This window comes from Geobacillus uzenensis (assembly GCF_002217665.1).
In the GTDB taxonomy this organism is placed as follows: domain Bacteria; phylum Bacillota; class Bacilli; order Bacillales; family Anoxybacillaceae; genus Geobacillus; species Geobacillus subterraneus.
In genome coordinates, this window is record NZ_NEWL01000009.1 from 172,879 (window position 1) to 196,841 (window position 23,963).

Annotated in this window: 17 protein-coding genes, 1 pseudogene and 1 CRISPR repeat array; of the genes and pseudogenes, 8 read left to right on the plus strand and 10 right to left on the minus strand. The window is 53.0% G+C overall.

Going from position 1 to position 23,963, the window contains the following annotated elements; translation table 11 throughout:
- Positions 1 to 401: 401 nt before the first annotated feature.
- Positions 402 to 2,236: direct repeats of the CRISPR family, unit length 30 nt; unit sequence GTTTCAATCCCTCATAGGTACGATAAAAAC.
- A 149-nt stretch (positions 2,237 to 2,385) separates the two neighbouring features.
- The 5 genes and pseudogenes from B9L21_RS17755 to B9L21_RS14285 form a co-directional block, all read right to left on the minus strand.
- On the minus strand, positions 2,386 to 2,544 hold the full coding sequence (locus tag B9L21_RS17755; protein ID WP_156485827.1) for a hypothetical protein: 159 nt from the start codon (positions 2,542 to 2,544) through the stop codon (positions 2,386 to 2,388).
- Positions 2,545 to 2,579: 35 nt separating this feature from the next.
- Positions 2,580 to 3,800, minus strand: a complete 1,221-nt coding sequence (locus B9L21_RS14270; protein ID WP_063166868.1) for a TIGR02679 family protein — start codon at positions 3,798 to 3,800, stop codon at positions 2,580 to 2,582.
- On the minus strand, positions 3,797 to 7,915 hold the full coding sequence (locus tag B9L21_RS14275) for a TIGR02680 family protein (protein ID WP_063167420.1): 4,119 nt from the start codon (positions 7,913 to 7,915) through the stop codon (positions 3,797 to 3,799). Before B9L21_RS14275 ends, B9L21_RS14270 begins: the two co-directional genes overlap by 4 nt.
- Positions 7,860 to 9,072, minus strand: a pseudogene (locus B9L21_RS14280) (TIGR02678 family protein). The gene B9L21_RS14275 and the pseudogene B9L21_RS14280 overlap by 56 nt, the downstream one beginning before the upstream one ends.
- On the minus strand, positions 9,056 to 10,567 hold the full coding sequence (locus B9L21_RS14285; protein WP_063166870.1) for a TIGR02677 family protein: 1,512 nt from the start codon (positions 10,565 to 10,567) through the stop codon (positions 9,056 to 9,058). The pseudogene B9L21_RS14280 and the gene B9L21_RS14285 overlap by 17 nt, the downstream one beginning before the upstream one ends.
- 144 nt (positions 10,568 to 10,711) lie before the next feature.
- Here B9L21_RS14285 and B9L21_RS14290 point away from each other — a divergent pair, with 144 nt between their 5' ends.
- The 4 genes from B9L21_RS14290 (at position 10,712) to B9L21_RS14305 (ending at position 14,909) form a co-directional block, all read left to right on the plus strand.
- Positions 10,712 to 11,275, plus strand: a complete 564-nt coding sequence (locus B9L21_RS14290; protein ID WP_063166871.1) for a hypothetical protein — start codon at positions 10,712 to 10,714, stop codon at positions 11,273 to 11,275.
- Between the two features lie 345 nt (positions 11,276 to 11,620).
- A complete protein-coding gene (locus B9L21_RS14295) occupies positions 11,621 to 12,505 on the plus strand; it encodes a glycine betaine ABC transporter substrate-binding protein (RefSeq protein ID WP_082816610.1) in 885 nt (294 codons plus the stop codon).
- A 16-nt stretch (positions 12,506 to 12,521) separates the two neighbouring features.
- Positions 12,522 to 13,649 (plus strand): ABC transporter ATP-binding protein, encoded by a 1,128-nt coding sequence (locus B9L21_RS14300; protein ID WP_063167421.1) that lies wholly within the window; start codon positions 12,522 to 12,524, stop codon positions 13,647 to 13,649.
- 630 nt (positions 13,650 to 14,279) lie between these two features.
- Complete coding sequence (locus B9L21_RS14305) at positions 14,280 to 14,909, plus strand: ABC transporter permease (RefSeq protein WP_063166873.1); 630 nt, start codon at positions 14,280 to 14,282, stop codon at positions 14,907 to 14,909.
- 223 nt (positions 14,910 to 15,132) lie between these two features.
- Here the strand turns inward: B9L21_RS14305 and B9L21_RS14310 are convergent, their stop codons facing one another.
- The 4 genes from B9L21_RS14310 to gatC form a co-directional block, all read right to left on the minus strand.
- A complete protein-coding gene (locus B9L21_RS14310; RefSeq protein WP_063166874.1) occupies positions 15,133 to 16,437 on the minus strand; it encodes a homocysteine synthase in 1,305 nt (434 codons plus the stop codon).
- Between the two features lie 176 nt (positions 16,438 to 16,613).
- On the minus strand, positions 16,614 to 18,044 hold the full coding sequence (gene gatB, locus B9L21_RS14315) for an Asp-tRNA(Asn)/Glu-tRNA(Gln) amidotransferase subunit GatB (protein ID WP_063166875.1): 1,431 nt from the start codon (positions 18,042 to 18,044) through the stop codon (positions 16,614 to 16,616).
- Between the two features lie 14 nt (positions 18,045 to 18,058).
- Entirely contained in the window at positions 18,059 to 19,516 is a 1,458-nt protein-coding gene (gene gatA / locus B9L21_RS14320) for an Asp-tRNA(Asn)/Glu-tRNA(Gln) amidotransferase subunit GatA (protein WP_063166876.1), read from the minus strand.
- Positions 19,517 to 19,528: 12 nt separating this feature from the next.
- Positions 19,529 to 19,819, minus strand: a complete 291-nt coding sequence (gene gatC, locus B9L21_RS14325) for an Asp-tRNA(Asn)/Glu-tRNA(Gln) amidotransferase subunit GatC (RefSeq protein ID WP_020958508.1) — start codon at positions 19,817 to 19,819, stop codon at positions 19,529 to 19,531.
- A gap of 120 nt (positions 19,820 to 19,939) precedes the next feature.
- On the opposite strand from gatC, the gene B9L21_RS14330 reads away from it, so the two are divergent.
- The 4 genes from B9L21_RS14330 to B9L21_RS14345 all read left to right on the plus strand — a co-directional run bounded on the left by B9L21_RS14330 (position 19,940) and on the right by B9L21_RS14345 (position 23,303).
- A complete protein-coding gene (locus B9L21_RS14330) occupies positions 19,940 to 20,149 on the plus strand; it encodes a Uma2 family endonuclease (RefSeq protein ID WP_225995675.1) in 210 nt (69 codons plus the stop codon).
- A gap of 167 nt (positions 20,150 to 20,316) precedes the next feature.
- On the plus strand, positions 20,317 to 20,976 hold the full coding sequence (locus B9L21_RS14335; RefSeq protein ID WP_063166877.1) for a hypothetical protein: 660 nt from the start codon (positions 20,317 to 20,319) through the stop codon (positions 20,974 to 20,976).
- A complete protein-coding gene (locus B9L21_RS14340; RefSeq protein WP_063166878.1) occupies positions 20,960 to 21,733 on the plus strand; it encodes a VOC family protein in 774 nt (257 codons plus the stop codon). The genes B9L21_RS14335 and B9L21_RS14340 overlap by 17 nt, the downstream gene beginning before the upstream one ends.
- Before the next feature lie 94 nt (positions 21,734 to 21,827).
- Positions 21,828 to 23,303, plus strand: a complete 1,476-nt coding sequence (locus tag B9L21_RS14345) for a flavin monoamine oxidase family protein (protein ID WP_082816578.1) — start codon at positions 21,828 to 21,830, stop codon at positions 23,301 to 23,303.
- Between the two features lie 83 nt (positions 23,304 to 23,386).
- Here B9L21_RS14345 and B9L21_RS14350 read toward each other — a convergent pair whose 3' ends face one another.
- Entirely contained in the window at positions 23,387 to 23,947 is a 561-nt protein-coding gene (locus B9L21_RS14350) for a TIGR00730 family Rossman fold protein (RefSeq protein ID WP_063166879.1), read from the minus strand.
- Positions 23,948 to 23,963: the final 16 nt, after the last annotated feature.

Sequence of the window (23,963 nt, forward strand, 5' to 3'; positions counted from 1 at the left end):
CTAGCATGAACAAACCAGGAAAATATATCTATTTCTATACCAATTTTAAACTATTTTCCAAAATTCAAGCAAGTGATTTTATTATTTTCTTAATTCATAACAAATCGGTGAATCCTCTACTGCGGAAAGACATTTTGGAAGGCTGGTGATTTAAGGGAGTAGGCCGCTTCTCAATAACGTTTCTCAAATAATAGAAAAAACTGTAGCATCGTTCCTTCTTTGCACACGTTCACCCATTGATCAAGGGAAACTGCTGTTTTTCACCAGCCTTCTGGAAAACTTCGCATAAAAAATGGGCTGAACTAGCGATTGTGGGTCAAAATTTTTCGAGGAAGATAGGGAAAGAAAAACAGATAGAAAGTGGAGGGATAAGGATCTTTCCGCAAAAATAGTGCGCTGACGTTCCGGTCTCTCATAGGTACGATAAAAACCATTTTGGACTCGGAGGCGGATGTGTTGGATGATCTGTTTCAATCCCTCATAGGTACGATAAAAACCCAAAAACCACCGCAGAAATGCTTCTTATGTACGCGCAGATTTCAATCCCTCATAGGTACGATAAAAACGTATCGCGACAGGACGACGCCAAGCGGCTGCGAAATGAATTTCAATCCCTCATAGGTACGATAAAAACGGCGGGTTAGCCGATTGCCCTCGCTAGAAAACCACGCATTTCAATCCCTCATAGGTACGATAAAAACTGATATTGCTCATCGATAGCACTTAATTTTGTTTCATTTCAATCCCTCATAGGTACGATAAAAACTTGTGAAGAAGTTTGCCGGAGCGAAAGGAAACGCGAAATTTCAATCCCTCATAGGTACGATAAAAACCTATCCACCCGTTTGCAACCCGGCGGACGGGTTATTTATTTCAATCCCTCATAGGTACGATAAAAACGGAAAACATATAGTGACGCTCGTAGGACAGCTCAGAAGCATTTCAATCCCTCATAGGTACGATAAAAACTGGGAACGGGAGAACACTGCTGAACGTGTCAAGGTGTTTCAATCCCTCATAGGTACGATAAAAACGCGATAAAAAAGTAGAGCGTGTTTTGGTGGCTAAAGTTTCAATCCCTCATAGGTACGATAAAAACCTCTGTTCTGAAAGGTGACGGATGAGACCTGGAATGTTTCAATCCCTCATAGGTACGATAAAAACCTCTGTTCTGAAAGGTGACGGATGAGACCTGGAATGTTTCAATCCCTCATAGGTACGATAAAAACTGATGACCTCCCGTTTTAAAAAATGTAGAACAAAAAGTTTCAATCCCTCATAGGTACGATAAAAACTATCGGGTAGTGGCTCGGTCTGTCCTTGTAAACTCGGTTTCAATCCCTCATAGGTACGATAAAAACGCCGATCTGCGTAGTATTCGGATTAGTCAAAAGGGTTTCAATCCCTCATAGGTACGATAAAAACTCATGCTCATAAATATCGTCCTCCTTCGTTATTGAACCGGTTTCAATCCCTCATAGGTACGATAAAAACATAAGGTCAAAATCATTTTTTTGTTCATCTAGCGTGTTTCAATCCCTCATAGGTACGATAAAAACATGATACTATCATGATACTTTTGACGTGTTTTTCCATTGTAGTTTCAATCCCTCATAGGTACGATAAAAACGTGAACGCGAACAGGAAATGTTCCACGACATCTAAGTTTCAATCCCTCATAGGTACGATAAAAACTGATCAAGAAATTGCTCGACACATTCAAATTGTCGCTAAGTTTCAATCCCTCATAGGTACGATAAAAACTGAGTCCAAAGTAGAGCGGTTGAAATCGTACCTGCAAGAAGTTTCAATCCCTCATAGGTACGATAAAAACTGCGATACCACTTTGTTTTATCGATCTTCAAGCTGTGTTTCAATCCCTCATAGGTACGATAAAAACGTGAACGCGAACAGGAAATGTTCCACGACATCTAAGTTTCAATCCCTCATAGGTACGATAAAAACTGATCAAGAAATTGCTCGACACATTCAAATTGTCGCTAAGTTTCAATCCCTCATAGGTACGATAAAAACCTTGTTCTTGTTGCGGTAGCGGGGTTATGACAACACTGTTTCAATCCCTCATAGGTACGATAAAAACGGACAGCTACCCTGCTAAACCGCATTGGGCACCGGAGTTTCAATCCCTCATAGGTACGATAAAAACGCCTGTTTCCTCGGTGTGTGAAAGAACGAATGGATACGGGTTTCAATCCCTCATAGGTACGATAAAAACCCCAAAAAGCGCTGCCATAACAAGCTTTCTCCTGCAACGGCAACTTCAGCATAACACGTTTCGAAGATTCTGTCAATCAAGTCTACCCTTGATGGCTGTAGGGATCAGGCGATCAAAACCAATGTCGTCGACCCCCTGGGGTTTTTGCGTCATTGGAGGTCGACGACAAACGAAGACTGCTTCCTAGCGTTTGGCGTGCCTTGTTTGCCGATTGCTGTTTGCCTAAGCGAGGGCAAGCGCTCGTCATGCGGTGAATAAAACCGGGGCGCCGCCTGCCCATCCATCGCAGGCAAGACGAATACAAACATTGGAATCCCAACACTTGCATGAACAAGGGCGAGTGCTAACTTTTTATGTCTCGAAGCAGTCGGCCGATGATCGCCTCTTGGTATCCCGCTTTTTCCGTTTTCGCCATCGCTTCTTTCACTGGCTGCAGCGGCGCTGACGCTACGGAGGCGAGTTTGGCGAGCCGCTCCGCAGGCAAGTGAACCGATGGGGTGGCGGCGAAGTAGTCATCGACGCTGTAGCGCCAGAGAACAGCCGCCGAGCTGTATCGCTCGAGAAAACGGTCGGCCATTTTCAAACCTTCCGGGTCAAAGTCGCCGGAGTAATGCAACTTGGCGCCTGAAGCTGCGAGCAAATCAAGGAGCCGCATCGTCGCTAAATTCATTTGCCCGTTCGTGCAGACAAGCGGGGCGTGGGTGTCAAGCAAGGTCGAGAAAACGCCCGCGTTTTCGACGACGTATACGATGCCGCCGTTGGCTGGATAGGCGCGAATGAGCGACAACACGTCCCTTAGCGGTGCATTCAATGCGCTGTTGGCTTCGACGGCAGCAGTGAAGACTGGGTGAGGGCCTTTCTTCGTTTCGGCCAACAAGTTGGCGCAGGTGGCAAAGTTCAAAATATCCTCGCGGAGCAGGCCAACGGACTGCAGCAATTCATTGACGCTCTCTACAGAGGTCACATCCCACTCACCTGGCACGGTCGCTTGCAAGGCCGACAGCAACACCTTGCCGGGGAGCGTTGACAGGTCAAAGGCGTGTGGATCGCCGGCGATGCGCTGGGCAAACAATGGGAGCCGCTCATACGAGCCAAGCGGCAAGCGGCGAAGGGCGGCGCCGGCAAGACGGATCGCCGCCGCCAACTCTTCGCGGTTTGCCTCATACGCCGCTTGGATGAACCGTTGGCCACAAATGTCTTCAAGCCAAGGGTGCTCGTGGGCGAGGTGCCCAAAAAACCGCTCCCGCTCCTTTTCGACTGCCTGGCGCTGTTCTTTTTTCGGCACGAGCGGCTCGCCGAAATAGCGCTCGAGCAGCTCGATGAGACCAACGCAGGCAAACCGTGTTCGTTCGAGTTGCTGTTCAAAGGCGGGCAGGGAAACGCGGGAAACGTCTCGGCCGAAAAAGGCGGCGATGACTTCGCGCTCGTTCTCGCTGAACGATGCCAAGGAGACGACGCCGCCAACACGGCCGAGCGACTCGTATTTCCGCTTCATTTCGACAAACAAGCGGCGAAAGCCCGGCTCGGAACGGAAAAAGGCAGCGGCCTCTTCGGCCCGGTTCATGTCTCGATCAACTCCCATTCTTCCTCATTCGCTACTAACTGTTTGATGCGCCCGTTCCAATAATACTGGATGACGGTGACAAACGGTGCATTGCGCGGACGGACGAGCTCGCAAATCGACAGGGCCGGCACGGTGTCGTAGTCACCCCAAAGCGCCTGCGAGTTCATGATGTAATTAAAGCCGAGCTGTTCAACAAGGCCGAACATCATGCGGATGTTGTTTTCATCGACGCCGGCGAACGCTTCATCAAGCGAGATGATGTACGGCGCATCATCGCCTGCTTCTTGATAGCGTGAATACGCCGCCGCAAACAGCGGAATGTACATCGCCAACGCTTTTTCCCCGCCGCTGAACCGATAAAAGCGCTGATTTGTCAGTTCGCGCTTCGGTTCGTGTTCTTTTTCATAGTAGAGGGTAAACGAAAACCATTTCCGATAGTCGAGCACTTCTTTTATAATTTGATGAAGCGTATTGCCTTGGCCGCGTTCCTCAAGCAGTTCGCGGGCGCGGGCGATTTTCGAGCGGAAATGGTTCGTCACCCGCTGCAAATCTTCCTCCTTGAGTAGCCGTGAATCCATCCGCAGCAACCCCACCAGCTCTTTCGTATCGAGCTCGTCTTCCGTCTCCGCCGTTTTCGGCTTCCATTGAATGGATAGAACGAGGCTCGATGACGTATCGATTTCGCTCATCCGCTTGTTCATGTCGTTCACCCATCGCTCCGCGCGTTGGATGCGGCTGCGCAAAATGCGGCCGACCGACTTTAAAATGACTTCCTCGTACAGTTCCCGGTCTTGTTCTTTCATATACTCGTGCTGCAACGCGATTTCCCGCTCAACTTCCGCCAAGACGACAGACGGCGTGGCACGCTGCCCTTTGTAGTCAAGGAAAATGACGTTTCGCTCTTGTTTTTCCCGCCAATCAACTGCTTTCATCGCCATTTCGTCGTCCGGCGCCGCGGTGCTCCATTCTTTCTCCTCGAACGGCAGCGATTCGAACGTCGCCCGGTATTCGGTCAAATTGGATGATTCTTGGAAAAAGATTGTGTTCAGCCGAGCCAGCAGCGAAGAGCGGCTGTCTTTCAATGTTCCCCCATACCGCTGTTTCGCTTCGCTCGCCTGCTCGCGAAGCGGGCGCGAACGGTCCAGCTCCACCAACTTGAGCGCCGCTTCACGGGCAAAGGCCTGCTCCCATGCGGCGGCCAGCTCGCGAGCGAACGTTTCCCGTTTCTCTCCTTGTTCCCGTTCTTCGGCAAGACGCGCAAGGCGCTGCTCGGTCCGCGCCCGCTCGTTGACTAGACGCGGAACTGCCTCGCGCAGGGTGTTAAGCCGCTCCCGCACGCGGGCGATTTCCGCGCGAATGTCATCCGCCCCCATTTGTTGGAGCGTTCGTTCGATCTCGGCCATGCGGAGCGCCAGACGTTCGTCTTCATCGAGCAGGCGATTCCGCTCCCCTTTGGCCTCATCGATGTCGTCGCGAAGCTCCTGCAGCTGCTCGCGCTGCTGGGTGATCATCGCCGCGACATAGAGCGCTTCTCGAACATGCACTTCCAGTTCATGCAAAAAGCGGAGATACGATTTCATCGCCAAGCGGGCTCGATCGCATCCTTCCACGGAAAACGCCACGTCAAGCCCTGCCGATTGCTCGCGCAACGTTTGCTTGAGGTGCTGCCACTCGCGAGCGAGACGGGATACTTTTTCTTGTTGCCGCTGCCAGTCGCGCTCTTTGCTTTCCGCGCGGCGGCGCGCTTCCTCCCGTTCCTCAAACGCCGCGCGCACATCGCGGTCCGATGGAAAGGCGGCAAACCACTCCGCCAATGCGGCTATATGAGCTTCCACCGCTTTGTGTTCCGCCTGCAGGCGGTCAAGCGCTTGCCGCAAGGAAGCGATCTCCTCTTCCAATGAAGCGATCTTCTCCATCCGCCACCGCCGCCTTGCCGCGCGGCCGATGAACATGGCGCGCTCGCGGGCGGGCGCATGACCGAGCACGAGACCAAGCGCATAGCGTCCGGCTTCATTAAGCGTCATGCCACTGTCTTGCGCCTCATCGGCAATGACGATACTGCGAAGCACGGCATCAATTCGCTCCGCAGCGACAGGCACATCTGCATCTGGCTGGAGATAATCGGCCAACGTATGCGCCATATGCACCGGGTTCGGGACGAGCACCCGGTCATACGTCACCGCCATATCGCGGTCAATGATCAGCGCGTCGAGCAGTCCGGCATGGGCGAGCGCCGATTCGATCCGCTCGCGGACAGGCTCGGGCACATGGTCGAAAAATTCGACTGCCGCATACAGCGGAACGGAAACAACTCCTTGTTGCTCCAACTCTGCGCGCATGGCGTCCGTCTGTGGATCGCGTTCCGGTTCTGGGTCTTGTTCCATCTGCCAATGGCGAAGCTCCTGGTCGCGCTCGGCGAGCTGGTCGCCAAGCAAGCGCATTTCGTGTTCAAGCCGCCATTTTTCATCGTTTTTCTTCCCGACGGCATCATAATACGCCGCCGTGAACGGCTGCTTGAGGTCATCGATGGAATATTGATCATACAAGCCGTCCGTCTGTCGCAAAAACGTCTGAATGCGCGCTTCGTCCACCGTGACGCCGCCGCGCTCCAGCCAAACGAGCACCGCTTGTTCCCACCGCTCTTTTTCTTGGTCAAGCAGTTCGTCCCATTTCCGGTATTGATGCCGCCATTCGTCAACTTCCCGCTGCAGTTCGCCCGCTTCTTTGCTTGCTTCTTCATAGCGCGCTTGCAGGCCTTCATGACGCCGCCAAAGGTCGGCGAGCGCTTCGAGTCGTTCCGCATGGCGGTCCGCTTCCTGCTTCCAAACCGTAAACGGAAACTCACGCTGTTGGTGATGATGACGGAAAAAATCGTCTTCATTCACTTCATGGCCGGCAAACGCCCCTTCGTCCGCGTCGGCGCGCAACTGCGCCAGCGTTTCTTCTACCTTCCGTTCCAGCTCATCGAGGCGCGCTTCCGCCTCATCGATTTGATGGCGGCGCTGCCGTTCAAGCCGCTCCTTCTCTTCGATTACCTGCTCTTGCCGCTCCCGCCGCCTCGCTAGGTCGCGCTGCTGTTCCTTTAACTCTTCGTGCTTTTCGGCTTGTTGAAAGACTTCATGGCCCGCAAGCTCCACTTCCCGTTCACGCAACACGTCTTCTTCCCGGCCGAGGCGGGTGATCTCCTCATCCAGCTCATCGAGCCGCTGCCGCGCTTTGTTCTCCTCTTCTGACCTTGCTCGCTGCTCAGCGGCGAGCTGTTCGGCTCGTTGGACCGCTTTCTCGTATTCCACGGCTTTTTCGGCAATCATATATTCATTGTAATGACGGTAATGGTCGCAAAGCCGCTTGAGCGCCCGCGCATCGCGCTCGAGCTGCTCCAGCTGCTGCTTTGCTTGGTCCATATTTTCAATCGTCTCGGACAAATGGCGCAATTCCTCATCGGTTAACGGCGGCAATGCGCTTTCCAAAATTTCGTAAATCACCGTCGGCTTGAAATCTTTCGATAATTTCGGGCTTCGCAATTGAATCAACAGCTCGATCAACTCTTGAAACGCCTCGAGCGATTCGAAGCGAAACACATGCTTATTGACGAGCTCCATATATTCTTTTTGCGTCTCGACCACCGTTCCCCCGGCGCCGAGCGCATCGGCGAGCTCGCGCTTTGTCAAAGGAATTTTCTCGCCCGTTTTTTCTTTTTTGTACAAGTCAACATCATGGCCGATGCGGCGGTTGTCCAAAATGACAAAGCCCCAAAAGTCGAGATTTTTTTGCCGTTTCGCTCGCAAGCCGATGCCGGTCGTGAGATATTGATCGGTTTCGGTCCGCTTATATTCGAGAAACAAATAGCCGGTCCGCTCATCGCGGTTGACGACATCTTTTTCCCCGAGCAAGTAATCTTCCATTCGCCGCGCCCGCGAACCGAACGGATCGAGCCGGTCGGGCGTCTTTTTCCCGTCAAGCAGCACCGGGATCAAGCTTTGCATCGTCACCGATTTGCCCGCTCCATTGCTTCCGCGCAAAAACAACTTTCCGTCAGCAAAATGAAAATATTGTTCATCATAATACCAGAAATTGATCAATCCCGCGCGATGCAACATCCACCGATCCGCCATCATAGTTCCCTCTCTTTCGCTTGAAAATCGTCCGGGTATCGCCCGCACAGCCGCCCAAGGAGCGGGTAGAGGACGACCATGCCCGTCTCGGGATCCGTGTCTGCCATTCGCCATGCTTTCAGCTCCGCCAACACCTCGCGGGCTAACTCCGCAAGCGATGCTTCGCGATGCGTCTTCCCCCATCCAGCTTCGTAGCGACGCTTCGTATCGGCGAGCGATTCAGAAAACTGCGCCGGCGTCAGCCAAAGGCGCCCGTACTCGTCCGGCGGAAAGGACGCCAACCGCTCGCGGACGACGGCGGCAAAATGAAGGATGATGTCAGACGTCCCTTTTAGATCGGGAAAGAGCGTATACGGCGCCTGCCGTTCCGGAATCGTCAACATGGCGACGTTTTTGTACAGCTCATATCGAAACGGCGTATGGGACTCAATATCCTCACGCAGCCGATGCCGGAAGTTGCGCAAGTAATAAAAATCTTGCTCGTCGCCTTCTGTTCGGTGTACAGCCGGTGATAAAAACAGCTTCCGGTACAGACGATGGCGCCGGTAATCTTGCGGCGCTGCTTTCCATTCTTCCGCCAACAGTTCATCAATCGACGTATATTGCAGCAAGTCTTTCGGATATGTGCGCATAAAGTAGCGCGCCAACACCGGCACTTCATAAAGCGCTTCTTCGTCCGCATGTTGCGCGAACGCTTCGATCTCTCCATCCATCCGGCGGATCAGTCCGATTTGTTCCGCTGTTTTCAGCACACGAATGAGCGCGCGCCGCTGCGAATAGTTCGTCCAATCGACCGGCACATCGCCCGGATACATAGCGCGGATTTCCTCGCATACATCGGAAAGCAAAAATTTTTCCTCAACCGCCTTGCTTTCAACATACGCCATCAAGCAGCAAAACAGCGCATAGTCGAGCGGCTCTTGAAACGACGGAATCCCCATCCACGGCTCCGGCTCAGCCGGAATTTTTTCGAGCTTCGCGAAATGCCGGTGCACGATCAAACGGTAGCCGAACTTCTCCTCGACGTATCTTTTGAGCACGTGTTCGCGTTCGCGGACAAGCTGATACCGTTCCGGGTCGGCGTCGCGGACGATCCAAAATTGTTCAAATAGCGCCGCCAACGCTTCTTTTGCTTTGTCATCAAACGCCGTCTCCATCTTCACTTCCTCCTTCCGCCATCACTTCGATTTCGTAGTTGGGCATCACAAGCGTTCCGTCTTCAGCATGAAGGCAAATCGTGTCGTCCCGACGAACAATGCGGATGTTCCAGCCGTTCTCCGTTTTCACGGTTGGCTGTTCTTTCCCCATCGCTTTGGCGATCCAGGCGAGCAACGTCTTCCGTACGTACGGGGTCACTTCGCCGAGTTCGGCCAGCACGATTTTTCCGTCTTTCACCAGCTGTTTCAGTTCGGCTTCCTCGCGTGCCTTCTCCTCCAAATAGCGGCGGCGCGCTTCTTCTTTTTCCCGCTTTTTCTCCTCGATCGCCTGCGGTTTCTTCTTTTCTCCATAATGGCGCACGCGCGGTTTCGTCACCCATTCCATCGGCGCCTCTTCCCAAACATCGCGATACATATCATCTGTCGCCTCATTGTCTGCGATCAGATGTTTCGTATGGAAGCAGCCGAACACGACCGCCGACAAACAGTGCGCCTCTTCGATCGAGGACAGCTTCGAAAACCAGCTCGCCAAGTGCAAATAATCGCCTTTGCGGCTGCGAAAGTGATGATGCCGCTCACCAAGCCGCTGCACGATGCGCGTCAAGCGACGAATCGCTTCGTTCGTCTGATGCTGCAAAAACGCCAGCTCGCTTTCGTGGCCGTCCCGACCTAAAAACCATTCGCGCAAACTGCGCCACGTCTCGCGCTTTTCTTCGATGCATTCGGCGCGCGACGGAGCGCTGTCGACAAAGCGTGGAATCGACCGCTCATAATCGACTACGTACTCAATGAACCGGTTCACCCCTTCGTCTGGAAGGTCTTCCAACAGCCGCTCAATTTGCATCGACGTCTTCTGTAAAGCGACGATAAAATCACGCAAATAGGCGGTAAATTGTTCCTTGTAAACGAGAAACGATTCCGCCGTCATCCGTTCTTCCAAATTTTCGCTATGCAAATAGGCGATATAATCGGCCGAATGGTGAATGATTTTTTTGAAATAATCAAACGTCTCCTCCCACACTTGGTGTATTTCATCTGGTTTTTCTTGGAAATTGGCAGAAATGATCGTTTCCATGCGGGAAAGGGATGCGTACAGACGGTCAAACCGCGTTTTCTCGAGCGAACCGCCGAACGAGTCGCCCAACTGTTCGAGCGTGCGAATCATTCGCTCTATTTCCACTGTGTACGGGCTGCATTGATAGCGAAAGCGTTTTTTCTTAAACTCCTCGATCGTCCGTACATGAGAAGTCTCTTGACGGGCGATCAAATTGTTCCATTTGACAAGCTGATCGAGGTCTTGCTGCAAATCATCCTCAGTATAATCGGCAAATTCGTTATGCTGTTTCAAAAACGCATACACTTCTTCAGGGAACAAATATTGCCGCATCCGTTCGTGCTGAATGTAGAAATACCGCAAAATCGCGCGGTAACGGTGCGCATTTTCCGCCGACAAATACTTTGTTTCGACAATTGGCTTCAACCAAGAAGCATCCATCCTCGTCCACCTTCGCCTCTCCTTTTTCTACTCATTATTGTAAGGTGTGGTTCTTTCTTTTGCTAGTGAAAGCTATTTTCCGAATTTTTCCCGCCATCCATGCGCTTTTTTTGTAAAATAGAGACCAAAAGGAGGTGAATCGACATGGAGGCGCTGTTGCGAAAAATTTTGCATGAGGTGAAAGCAACGCGCACGGCAGCCGAGTCGCTCAAACGGCGAGTCGGCGCTTTAGAGGGACAAGTCGCCCAGCTCAATGAACGAACAAGCGCCCTCGAGACGCAAGTCGCCCAACTCAATGAGCGGACGAGCGCTCTTGAGACGCAAGTCGCCCAGCTCAATGAACGAACGACCGCTCTTGAGACACAAGTCGCCCAGTTGAATGAACGGGCGAGCGCTCTTGAGCAGCAATTCGCCCAATTGAAGGAGCGGACGACCACGCCCGAACAGCGCATCGATTTGCTTTACAAGCGCACGGCGGAAACGAAGGCGGTTGCCGAAGCGCTTCGCCATGGGCAGGAAGGGCTGACCGCGAACTATGAGGCGATGGCTAACGACCTCCACCAAATGAAAGGCGACCTCACCCACGTCACATCGATCCGCGAAGACAAGGTGCTGCCGGCTCTCGCCGAACATGAAGCGGGACTGCACGTCCTCAACGCCCGCGTCTTCAAAACCGAAAGCATTCTTCACCACCTCGTCCATGCGTAAGATGATTCCTCAACAGATCATGAACCCACTCGTTTCGATGGATCCGGCCGCTTACCGCAGCCGGTTTTTTCCTCCTATTCAACCCGAACCTCTCGAATTCGGAGTATTCTGGAGAATTCGAGAGCATTCCCGAGCATTTGTAAGCATCGATGAGGAGAGAACACCTCTCACGGCGAGAGCAGGCGACAGGCGGATAGATCGGCTGATACCAAATTTGCCAGCTGCACCCAAATTGCGTTATCCTCTTTATTGTGACGCTTTTTCATCCCTCTGCGTCGTTTGGCCGCTTTTTCCCCTCTTGTGATATTATCCAAAAAAGGAGGAATCGTTTTGCGTAAATGGTTCATGTTATTGCTCGCTGTCGGGCTTGTGTTCGGACTGGCCGCCTGCAGCGAGAAACGTGATGCGAAAGGGCACATTGTGATTAGCGGAAAAAAATTTACCGAGCAGGTGATTTTGACGCATTTATTGGCTGAGTATGTGAAGGCCAACACCGATTTGGACGTGGAAGTGAGGGACAGTCTAGGCGGCGCCTTTATGCTGCAGCAAGCCATTGAAAACGGAGACGTCGACATGTACGTCGAGTACACGGGAACAGGGTATTTAAACATTTTAAAACAGCCGTACGATCCCGCAAAAACGCCCGAACAAATCTATAATGAAACGAAGAAGTTATATAAGGAAAAATACAACATCGCTTGGCTCAAACCACTCGGATTTAACAATACGTACGCATTGGCGATGCGAAGAGACCTTGCCGAAAAGCTCGGGGTCAAAACGTACTCTGATTTAGTGAATCATTCGTCTTCCCTCACCTTTGGGTCAGACGCCGAGTTTTTTGAGCGAAGCGACGGCTATGACGGGCTTGTCGATACGTACGGATTCCAGTTCAAAAAAACGGTCAACATCGATCCGGACTTGCAATACGAAGCGGCGAAAAACGGGGAGATTGACGTCATCACAGCCTACACGACGGATGCCCGCATCAAAAAATATGATCTCGTCGTGCTCAAAGACGATAAACATTACTTCCCGCCGTACCACGCCGTGCCGATCATCCGTCAAGACGTGTTGGACGCCAACCCAGGACTTGAGGAAGCATTAAACAAATTGGCCAACATCTTAACGGACGAAAAAATGATGGAACTGAACGGCGAAGTGAATTTGGAAGGAAAACGGCCGCGCGAAGTGGCGATAGACTTTTTGAAATCGGAAGGACTGATCGACTAGAAAGCGAGGAATGTGGATGATTCGATTTGAAAACGTCACAAAACAGTATGAGGATGGATTTGTCGCCTTAAAAAATATCAATCTTGAAATCCGTAAAGGCGAGCTTGTCGCCCTCATCGGACCGAGCGGCTGCGGAAAAACGACGACGATGCGAATGATCAACCGGTTGATCGAGCCGACGTCGGGAACCGTATATATCGATGGGCAAGACATTTCTGCGCTTGATCCGGTCGAACTGCGGCGCAACATCGGCTACGTCATCCAGCAAATCGGGTTGTTTCCGCATATGACGATCGCGGAAAACATCGCGCTCGTGCCGAAGCTGAAAAAATGGGAAAAAAGCGCCTATGAAAAGCGGGTCGATGAGTTGCTTGACCTCGTCGGCTTGGATCCATCGACGTTCAAGCACCGCTACCCGTCAGAGCTCAGCGGCGGCCAACAGCAGCGCGTTGGCGTTGTCCGCGCGTTGGCCGCGGAACCGGATATTATTTTGATGGATGAGCCGTTCAGCGCCCTCGACCCGATCAGCCGCGAACAGCTGCAAGATGACATCGTCCGCTTGCAAGAGGAGATTCATAAAACGATCGTCTTTGTCACCCACGATATGGACGAGGCGATTAAAATCTCCGATCGGATCGCGCTGATGAAAGACGGGGAAGTCGTCCAGTTTGCGACGCCGGACCAAATGCTTCGGCGGCCGGCGAACTCCTTTGTCCGCGAGTTTATTGGTGAAGACCGTTTGCTGACCCGCCAGACAGCCGTGCCGACAGCGGAAGATTTAATGTCCGATGCCGTCGCCACGATCGCACCGCGGCGCGGCTTGGCTGAAGCGTTCCGGCTGATGAAGGCGCGAAAGGTCGACAGTTTGGTCGTCGTCGATAAAAAGCAATCGTTTCTTGGCATCGTGACGCTCAAACAAATCGAGCAACGATACAATGAGGAACATTTGCTTGTCGCCGACATCGCCGATTACGATGTGACGACATTACAAAAAGAAGCGGATGTGACAGACGTCGCCGCCTTGTTCCAAGACCCGGACGTGCGCATCATTCCGGTGCTCGATGGCGACCGCCTTGTCGGCGGCATTACGCGCTCCAGCATGATGCGCGCGCTCGCTGAGTGGACGTTCCAGCAGCACGCATAAAGACATCAACCAAGGGCAGAGGGGGGCCGGTTCTCCCCAGAGGCCCGGTGATTTACGGGAGCATGCCGCTTCACAATATCATTTCTCAAATAAAAAACCTTGCAACATCGGTCCTGCTTTTCACATGTTCACTCATCGGCCACGGGAACCAGCTGTTTTTCACCAACCTTCTAGGAGGCTGGGGATTTAATCCTAGATACGGCTTTGCAATGTCATTTCTCAACTAGAAAAACTCTGATGCATCGGTCCTATTTTTCACATGTTCACTCATCGGTCAGGGGAACCAGCTGTTTTTCACCAATCTTCTAGTCTTGTGGACGGATGGAAGACGGCCGCACATCAAAAGCGAATCGGGTGTGATTGGCTCGATAGCCGCTCGTCTGAAAAGCAGGCGATCAGAAACGATTCGCCCGTTGGCAGCTGGTCGGTGTGGACGCAACTTCCCCTTCAGAATACGACGAGGCCCCCATTGGCGGCTGAATTCCGCTGATGACAAGGAGGCGGTTGGCTCGCCGCCTCTTTTTCACCAAAGAGGGATACCATGACAGCGGCGGCCCATCTGTCACCGTTTTTTCAATAAGGAAGACGACGATGAACGGGGCCGCTGCTTTTTCACCAAGGAGGGATACAATGGAATTATTGCGAACGTTTATTGAGCGACGAGAAGAGATTTGGATCGCTTTTCAAGAGCACGTACTGTTATCCGCGATTGCCATGGGCATTGCCATCGCGGTGGCTGTGCCGCTCGGCGTCGCGTTGACACGGTATCGCAAACTCGCCGAGCCAATCATCGGCATCGCCGCCATCATCCAAACGATTCCGAGCTTGGCGCTGCTTGGGTTTATGCTGCCGATTTTCGGCATCGGCAAACTGCCGGCGATCATCGCCTTGACGCTTTATGCCTTGCTTCCGATTTTGCGCAACACGTACACCGGCATTCTTGGCGTCGACCCGGCGCTCGTTGATGCCGGACGAGGGATGGGGATGACATCGCGGCAAATTTTATGGATGGTCGAGCTTCCCCTCTCGCTTCCCGTCATTATGGCCGGCGTGCGCACCGCGACGGTGCTGACGATCGGCGTCGCCGCTTTGGCGACGTTTATCGGCGCCGGCGGGCTTGGCGACTTGATCGACCGCGGCTTGCGCATCGCCGACAAAAACTTGATTTTCGCCGGCGCCATCCCAGCCGCCATATTGGCGATTGCCTTCGACTGGTTGCTGCGAAAAATAGAAAAGAAAGTGACACCCAAAGGGCTGTGATCAGCCCTTTGGCGCCGTCCCAGCAAAAATGCGAACACCGCGCCTCTGCCCTTCCATCTCGGAACGGCCGGAACAGGCTGGCATCAATACTAATGAATCTCTCCCTCAAGCCATGCGAGTAGGGAACGCATATTCGGAGGAAGAACAATCGTCAAACGCTTTCCATATACAACCCCCGCACTTTGAAAGCCACCCGCTCGCCGGGTGGCTTCTTCCTTCCTAACTATTTCACCCCCACCGTCTGGCTTTGGCGAATGGCTTGGCGCAAGTCGTCCAAAATGTCGTCAATCGCTTCGGTGCCGACGGACAGGCGGACAAGGCCCGGGGTGACGCCGGCGGACAGCTGTTCGTCCGGGCTCAGCTGCTCGTGCGTTGTGCTGGCCGGGTGGATGATGAGCGATTTCGAATCGCCGATGTTGGCCAAGTGCGAGAACAGCTTGACCGAGTCGATCAATGTTTTCCCGGCTTCGACGCCGCCTTTGATTTCAAAGGTGACGATCGCTCCTTGCCCGTTTGGCAAATACTTTTTCGCCAGCTCATGCGACGGATGGCTTGGAAGCCCTGGATAGCTGACCGATTCGACAGCCTCTTCCGCTTCCAAAAACTTCGCAACGGCGAGGGCGTTTTCGCTATGGCGCTGCATCCGCAAGTGAAGCGTCTCCAACCCTTGCAACAGCAAAAACGCATTAAACGGCGACAGCGCCGCCCCTAAGTCGCGCAACAGCTGAATGCGCGCTTTCGTGATGTACGCCGCTTCGCCGACGGCATCGACATACACCAGCCCGTGGTAGCTTGGGTCAGGTTCGGTGAACTCCGGAAACTTGCCACTTCCTTTCCAGTCAAACTTGCCGCTGTCCACAATCACGCCGCCGATCGAATTGCCGTGGCCGCCGATAAACTTCGTCGCTGAATGGACGACGATATCGGCGCCGAATTCAATCGGCCGCAGCAAGTACGGGCTGGCGACCGTGTTGTCGACAATGAGCGGAATGGCGTGGCGATGGGCGATGGCGGCGACCGCTTCGATGTCGAGCACATCGTTTTTCGGGTTGCCGATCGTTTCGGCAAACACTGCTTTCGTTTTGTCAGTAATAGCTTTTTCGAAGTTTTCCGGATCGGACGGATCGACAAACTTCACCGTAATGCCAAACTTGCGCAGCGTATGGGCGAACAAGTTGTACGTGCCGCCGTAAATGGACGAAGATGACACGATTTCATCGCCCGCTGAGGCGATGTTGATGAGCGAATAAAACACCGCCGCCTGCCCCGATGAGAGCGCGAGCGCCCCAACGCCACCTTCTAACGCCGCGATTCGCTTTTCAAGCACATCGTTCGTCGGATTCATAATGCGCGTATAAATGTATCCTTCCTCTTTCAATCCAAACAAATTGGCCGCGTGCTCACTGTCGCGGAAGACATACGAACTCGTCTGGTAAATCGGCACGGCCCGCGCGCCCGTTTCCCCATCCGGTTTTTGCCCGGCGTGGATGGCGAGCGTTTCCGGGCGGAATGTGCGTTCATTGCTCATCGTTTTCCTCCCCCTCGGTTTGGTTTCTTCCTCTCCCGCTCCTCTTGGTGTTGATATCCAACTAGTTTTATATAAAAATCTACCATTCCGATCAGGGGATGTCAATCAAGTTTTTTCAAAAGTCTAAAAAATCAATGAACGAAACAAGCCTGCGAATCGCAGGCTTGTCCGATGAGTTACCGCTTGTTGATTTCTTCGATGAGCAGCTTGTTGACAAGCGGCGGGTTGGCTTGTCCTTTCGTTGCTTTCATCACTTGGCCGACGAGGAAGCCAAGCGCGCGGTCTTTGCCGTTTTTGAAGTCTTCCACCGATTGCGGGTTGGCGTCGAGCACTTCGAGCACGATTTTGCGCAGCGCTCCCTCGTCGGAAATTTGCACGAGCCCTTTTTCTTTGACGATTTTCTCCGGGTCGCCGCCTTTTTCAACAAGCTCTTTGAACACTTTTTTCGCGATTTTCGACGAAATCGTGCCGTTTTGGATCAGCTTGATCATCCTAGCCAAGCTTTCCGGCGTCAAGGCGATGTCATGGAGCTCTTTTTGCTCGGCGTTTAAGTAACCAGATACTTCGACCATAAGCCAGTTGGACGCCAGTTTCGGGTCGGCGCCGTTGGCGACGGTCGCTTCAAAGAAGTCGGCCATTTCTTTCGTCAAGGTGAGCACTTTGGCGTCGTATTCCGGCAAGCCCCATTCCTCGATATACCGCTTCCGACGGGCGTCCGGCAGCTCCGGAATCGAGGCGCGGACGCGCTCTTTCCATTCGTCGTCAATATAAAGCATGACCAAGTCCGGCTCCGGGAAGTAGCGATAGTCTTCCGAGCCTTCTTTGACGCGCATGAGGATGGTCGTTTTTGTCGCTTCGTCAAAGCGCCGCGTTTCTTGACGGATGACGCCGCCCGAGAGCAAAATTTTCTCCTGCCGCTTCGCTTCGTACTCGAGCCCCATGCGGACGAAGTTGAACGAGTTTAAGTTTTTCAACTCCGTTTTCGTGCCAAATTGGTCCGATCCGATCGGCCGGAGCGAAATGTTGGCGTCGCAGCGGAGCGATCCTTCTTCCATTTTGCAGTCGGAAACGCCGGTATATTGGATGATCGCTTTTAATTTTTCCAAGTAGGCGTACGCTTCTTCCGGCGAGCGGATGTCTGGCTCGGAGACGATCTCAATGAGCGGCGTCCCTTGACGGTTAAAATCCACGAGCGAATAGCCGTCGCCCGTATGCGTCAGCTTGCCGGCGTCTTCTTCGAGATGGATGCGGGTGATGCCGATTTTTTTCTTTTTTCCGTTTACTTCAATTTCAATCCAGCCATTTCGGCCAAGCGGCTGATCGTATTGCGAAATTTGGTACGCTTTCGGGTTGTCCGGATAAAAGTAGTTTTTGCGGTCGAATTTCGTCTCGGTCGCGATTTCGCAGTTTAACGCCATCGCCGCTTTCATCGCAAACTCGACCGCCTGTCGGTTCAACACCGGCAGCACGCCTGGATACCCTAAGTCAATGACGTTCGTTTGCGTGTTCGGGGGCGCGCCGAACGCGTTCGGGCTGCTGGAGAAAATTTTCGATTTCGTTTTCAGCTCGACGTGCACCTCAAGTCCGATGACCGTTTCAAAGTTCATCACCTAACCCCCCCTTACAACACCGGTTTTTGCTTATGGTAGTCGGTCGCTTGTTCAAAAGCGTGGGCGACGCGGTAGACGGTGCTTTCATCAAAGTGCTTGCCGATAATTTGCAAGCCGACCGGCAAGCCATCGACAAAGCCGCACGGCACGGAAATCGCCGGTACACCCGCAAGGTTGACTGGAATCGTTAAAATGTCGTTCATGTACATCGTCAGCGGATCACTCGTTTTCTCGCCGATTTGAAACGCTGGCGTCGGCGTTGTCGGGCCGATGATGACGTCATATCGTTCAAATACGTTTTCGAAGTCGCGCTTGATCAACGTCCGAACTTTTTGCGCTTTTTTGTAATACGCATCGTAATAGCCCGAGCTTAACGCGAACGTCCCGAGCATAATGCGGCGCTTGACCTCCGCCCCAAACCCTTCGCTTCGCGTCAGTTTATACATATCGATCAAGTTTTTCGCGTTGTCCGTCCGATAGCCGTAGCGGACGCCGTCAAAGCGAGCCAAGTTCGCTGATGCCTCGGACGAAGCGAGCAAATAGTACGTCGCCAAGGCGTATTTTGAATGCGGCAGCGACACTTCTTCCCACGCCGCTCCAAGTTTCTCGAGCACATTGAGCGCAGCAAGCACTGACTGGCGCACGCCTTCATCGACGCCTTCACCTAAATATTCTTTCGGCACAGCGATTTTCAACCCTTTGATATCGCCCGTTAACGCCTCCACATAGTTCGGCACTGGAATGTTCGCTGAAGTCGAATCCATCGGGTCGACGCCCGCGATCGCTTGCAATACATACGCGTTGTCTTCGACCGTGCGCGTAATCGGGCCGATTTGGTCCAGCGACGACGCAAACGCAACAAGCCCGAAGCGCGAGACGCGTCCGTACGTCGGCTTCAAGCCAACAACCCCGCAAAACGCTGCCGGCTGGCGGATCGAACCGCCCGTATCCGAGCCGAGCGCAAACGGCACTTCGCCGGCCGCCACCGCCGCCGCCGAACCGCCGCTGGAACCGCCCGGAACGCGCTCTAAGTCCCACGGGTTGCGCGTCAGCTGAAACCCGGAGTTTTCCGTCGACGAGCCCATGGCGAACTCGTCCATGTTCAACTTCCCGATCGTGATCGTCCCTGCGGCATTCAACCGCTCCATGACAGTGGCGTCGTAAATCGGGTCAAAGTTGTACAAAATTTTGCTGGCGCATGTCGTACGCAGCCCTTTTGTGACGATGTTGTCTTTAATGCCGATCGGCAAGCCGAACAGCGGGTTCGTTTCTTCGCCTTTGGCGAGCTGGTTATCCAACTCTTTCGCTTTCGCCCGCGCCTGTTCTTCATTTAATGTTAAAAACGCTTGCACTTTCTCTTCCACTTCATCGATGCGGCGGTACGATTCGTCGACTAAATCGAAAATCGACACTTCTTTTTTCTTCAGCAACGTATGTAATTCTGACACGGAATGGTCAAAAAGCGACATAAATCCCCCTCCTTACTCTAAAATGGCCGGCACACGGAACTGGCCGTCTTGCTGATCTGGCGCGTTTTTCAACACTTCTTCGCGCGGCAGCCCCGGTTCTGGAATATCCTCGCGCATCACGTTTCTCATATCAAGCACGTGCGATGTCGGCGGTACGTTTTCCGTATCCAGCTCATTCAACTGCTCGGCAAACGTAATGATGGCATCAAGCTGTTTCGTAAACATCTCCGCCTCTTCCTCCGTAATCGCCAACCGCGCTAGGTCGGCGACGTGTTTGACTTGGTCAATGGAAATTCGCGACATAGTTTCACCTCCAACGAGTTCGACCTATCACAATACCATGATGATACCAAACTTTCATCGAATGAAGCAACAGTTGCCGCGTGTTCTGGGCGAGAATCAATCTACATATTCGCGATGCAAATGTTTCACAACTATGAACAAACTGGTGTCAGAGAATACTGGATTGTCGATCCGGTTCATGAGACCGTCGAAAAATATGCCTTGCAAGATCAAAAGTTTCACCAAGTGCAAGTGCACTATAAAGATGAAACGATTCCCCCTATATTTTTCCAAAACTCTTCATCTCATTGCCAAACGTATTTGCTTCCATGTGAACATCTCATATTTTAGATGCTACTGACAAAAACCGGGAGGATTGTTGGGCATCGATATGGAGTAAACCGTTGACAAACAAGGAATATGAAGGAGTTTGTCCGCCATGGATGTTCAAATTTTCTTGATTGACAACCCCGAACGTATGTACTATAATGGCCATAACAGACGAAAAAGGGGGGATCATGACGATGAGTGACGCTTTGCTCGCCCAAGTGCTCGACCGCCTAAGCGCCATGGATGGCACGCTGCAAAAGCTCGTAGAAGGCCAAGAGCGGCTCGAGCGAGAACAAATCGCCATTCGCCACGAACAAGAAGAAATTCGGAAAGAGCAACAAGAAATTCGGAGAGAACAGCAAGAAATCCGAAAAGAACAACAAGAGATCCGAAAAGAACAGCAAGAAATCCGAAAAGAACAGCAGGAAATCCGAAAAGAACAGCAGGAAATCCGAAAAGAACAGCAGGAAATCCGCTTGGAACAACAGCGTCTGAGCCAAGAACAAGATTCGCTTCGCGCCGGGCAAAAGGAATTGAACGGCATCGTGGCCGCTCTTCTCCACCGCCAAGACGAAACAGACGCCAAACTAGAAGCTCTCGCCGCCGATGTCCACCATCTTCACCAAGAATTTGCCTCATTGAAACAAACGGTGGACCGCCTCGAACAGAAAATGGATTCCCGCTATGAGCAATTGGCTGCCCAAATCGAAGACATCAAGCTGGACTTGAATTTTATCGCCCATCGCACCGTCGATAACGAACGCATCATCTACAAGCTTAAAGAAATGCTGTTCCGCTCATCTATTCCCAATACAGAAGGAGTTCGCCGCCATGAACGTCGCGTTTGACCATCTCGTTCATTTAACCGAGCGCCCCGAACAAGCGAAAGCAGCGTTTGAGCAATTAGGGTTTACGACCTCCCATGGCGGCCGCCATGAGGCATGGGGAACGTATAACGCGTTATGCTATTTCGCGCCGCTAAGCTACATCGAATGGATCGGCATCGCCGATGAGCAGACAGCGAACGCCTGCCAAAATCCGCTTATTGCCCAACTTGTCGCTGACCGTCAAGAGGGGAATGGCTTCTCCCAGTTTGCCTTTCGAACGAACGATATCCAACAGCTGGCTGCACAGCTCAAAAGCAAAGGATTCACTCCGATCGGGCCGTTCCCCGGCAGCCGCCAGCGCGATGACGGCAAGTTATTGACGTGGTCGATGCTGTTTATCCGAGACGATGCAGACGGCGCGTGCCGCTACCCGTTTTTCATCCAGTGGGACGAGCGCGATGACGTGCGGATGAACGAGCTGGCGCCGCTCATGCGCCATCCGATCGGATCTCCCTCCCTGTCGTCCATCAGCATCTATACGCTTGATCTCGACCGCGCCGTCAACAGCTACCGTCGGCTGTTTGATTTGCCGGCAGCGAATGTGGGGCGCGATGAGGCGGGGACCTATGCCGAACTAACGGTTGGCGGCGTCAGCCTCCGCTTTTACCAAGCAGACGAACCCCCGTCGACAAGGCCGTTTGCGTGCCGCATCGTCGGCAGCAAGCTGCAGCGCCGCCTCGAGCTGGCCGGAGGGACGTATATCTTTTCCGAATTGTGACCACACCCCACATATCCTCCTTTGCCGCTGAATAGGATGGAATAACCGCAGCTCCATCCAAGGAAGCTGCCCCATGGCAAAGGAGGATGGACACGTGGCGCATCCGTATGTTTCTCCGAGGCTGCCAATGGAGACGATGATCTCGATCATTCGAAACGGATTAAAGAAACCATCCGCTCCGAAAACGGTCGTCATTATCGGCGCCGGCATGGCTGGGCTTGTCGCGGCGTCATTGTTGAAACAGGCAGGCCATCGCATCACCGTTCTTGAAGCGTCTGGGCGGGTCGGCGGCCGAATTTACACGCTCCGCTCCGACTTCCGCGACGATCAGTATCTCGAGGCGGGCGCGATGCGCATCCCGCACACCCATCCATTGACATTGGAATATATCAAAAAATTCAACTTGCCGCTCCACCCGTTTATCAACAGCACCCCGCGCGACATTTTCTATTTTCGCGGCGTCAAAGCGCGCCTGAGCGAATACGAGCGGCATCCCGATCTCTTCGGCTTTCCCGTCGCCCCTCACGAACGGGGCAAAACCGCTTCCGAACTGTTGCAAATGGCCATTCGTCCGGTCATTCAATTCATTGAACAACATCCCGAACGACATTGGCCGATTGTCATCGAACGGCTCGACCGCTATTCGCTGGACGCCTATTTGCGCTACAACCCATTCGGCCCGAGGCTGTCGGTAGGAGCCATCGACATGATCAAAGCCGTTCTCTCGCTTGAAGGCTTCCCGGAATTGTCGTTTCTTGAAGTGTTGCGCGAACTGATGGTCTTGTTTACGCCGAACATTCGCTTTTATGAAATCGCCGGCGGCAATGACCAGCTTCCCAAAGCTTTTTTGCCGCAGCTGAAGGACGAGATTCTCTTTAGTCATAAAGTGCAAAAAATCGTCCAAACCCCAAACAACGTCACCGTCCATGCGACCCATACGAAGATTTTCCAGCCGTTTCAAATCACCGCCGATCGGGTGATCGTCACCATCCCGTTTTCGGTTTTGCAGTTTGTCGACATCGAACCGCGCCATTCGTTTTCCGAGAACAAATGGAAGGCCATTCGCGAATTGCATTATGCCGGCTCAACGAAAACGGGCATCCAGTTTAAAACAAGGTTTTGGGAAAAAGAAGGGATGTTCGGCGGTAAAACCGTGTCGGATCTGCCGATTCGATACACCCAATATCCGAGCCAAGGCATCGGCACGGCAGGGCCTGGCGTCGTCTTAGCGAGCTATACGTGGGAAGACGACACGATCCCGTGGGACAGCTTAAGCGATGAGGAGCGGCTTGAATACACGCTCAAAAACTTAGCCGTCCTCCATGGGGAACAAGTGTACCGCGAATTTGAAACTGGAACAAGCCATAGTTGGGTGCGCAATCCGTACTCGGGCGGCGCCTTTACGATGATGAAACCGAATCAAGTGACAGAACTCTCCCCTTATATCGCTCTCCCTGAAGGAAGGGTCCATTTTGCCGGCGAACATGCGTCCACCCACCACGGCTGGATTCAAGGAGCGATTGAATCCGGCATTTGCGCCGCCTATGAAGTAAACAAGGCACCGGCTTGACGAATCACCGGCAGCCTGCGCCATCGTTTCTATCGGCCATGAGAGATCAAATGGGCCGCCATTGGAGCCTAAAAGATCCGTCATCATCGCTGCCCGCGATGATGACGGAACAGGCTCATCCGCTCATACAGCGTCGGAACATCCTCGGCGCTCACGATCAGTTCCAGATCTTGTGGAGCGGCAAATCCATGCTGCACCGTATGGCGAAGCAAGTCAAGAAGCGGGTCGAAAAAGCCGTCGACATTGAGTAGGCCGATCGGTTTTTGGTGAAGGCCGACGCGCGACCACGAGAGCACTTCAAACAATTCTTCGTACGTTCCGTATCCCCCGGGCAGAGCGATAAACCCGTCGGCCGCCTCGTTCATTTTCGCCTTGCGCGTATGCATCGTATCGACGACCAACAACTCGTTCAGCCGATCATGCGCCACTTCCCGATCTTTCAAAAACTGTGGAATGATCCCGATAACGCGCCCTTGGTGGCTTAGCACGGCCTCAGCCACCTCCCCCATCAGCCCGGCCTTTCCGCCGCCGTAAATGAGCGTAATGCCGCGGCGGGCGAAAAACGCTCCGAGCTCCCGCGCCGCTTCTTTATACTTGCCGTTCTGTCCATAGCTTGATCCACAAAATACACAAATGGCTTTCATTGATATCCACACCTTT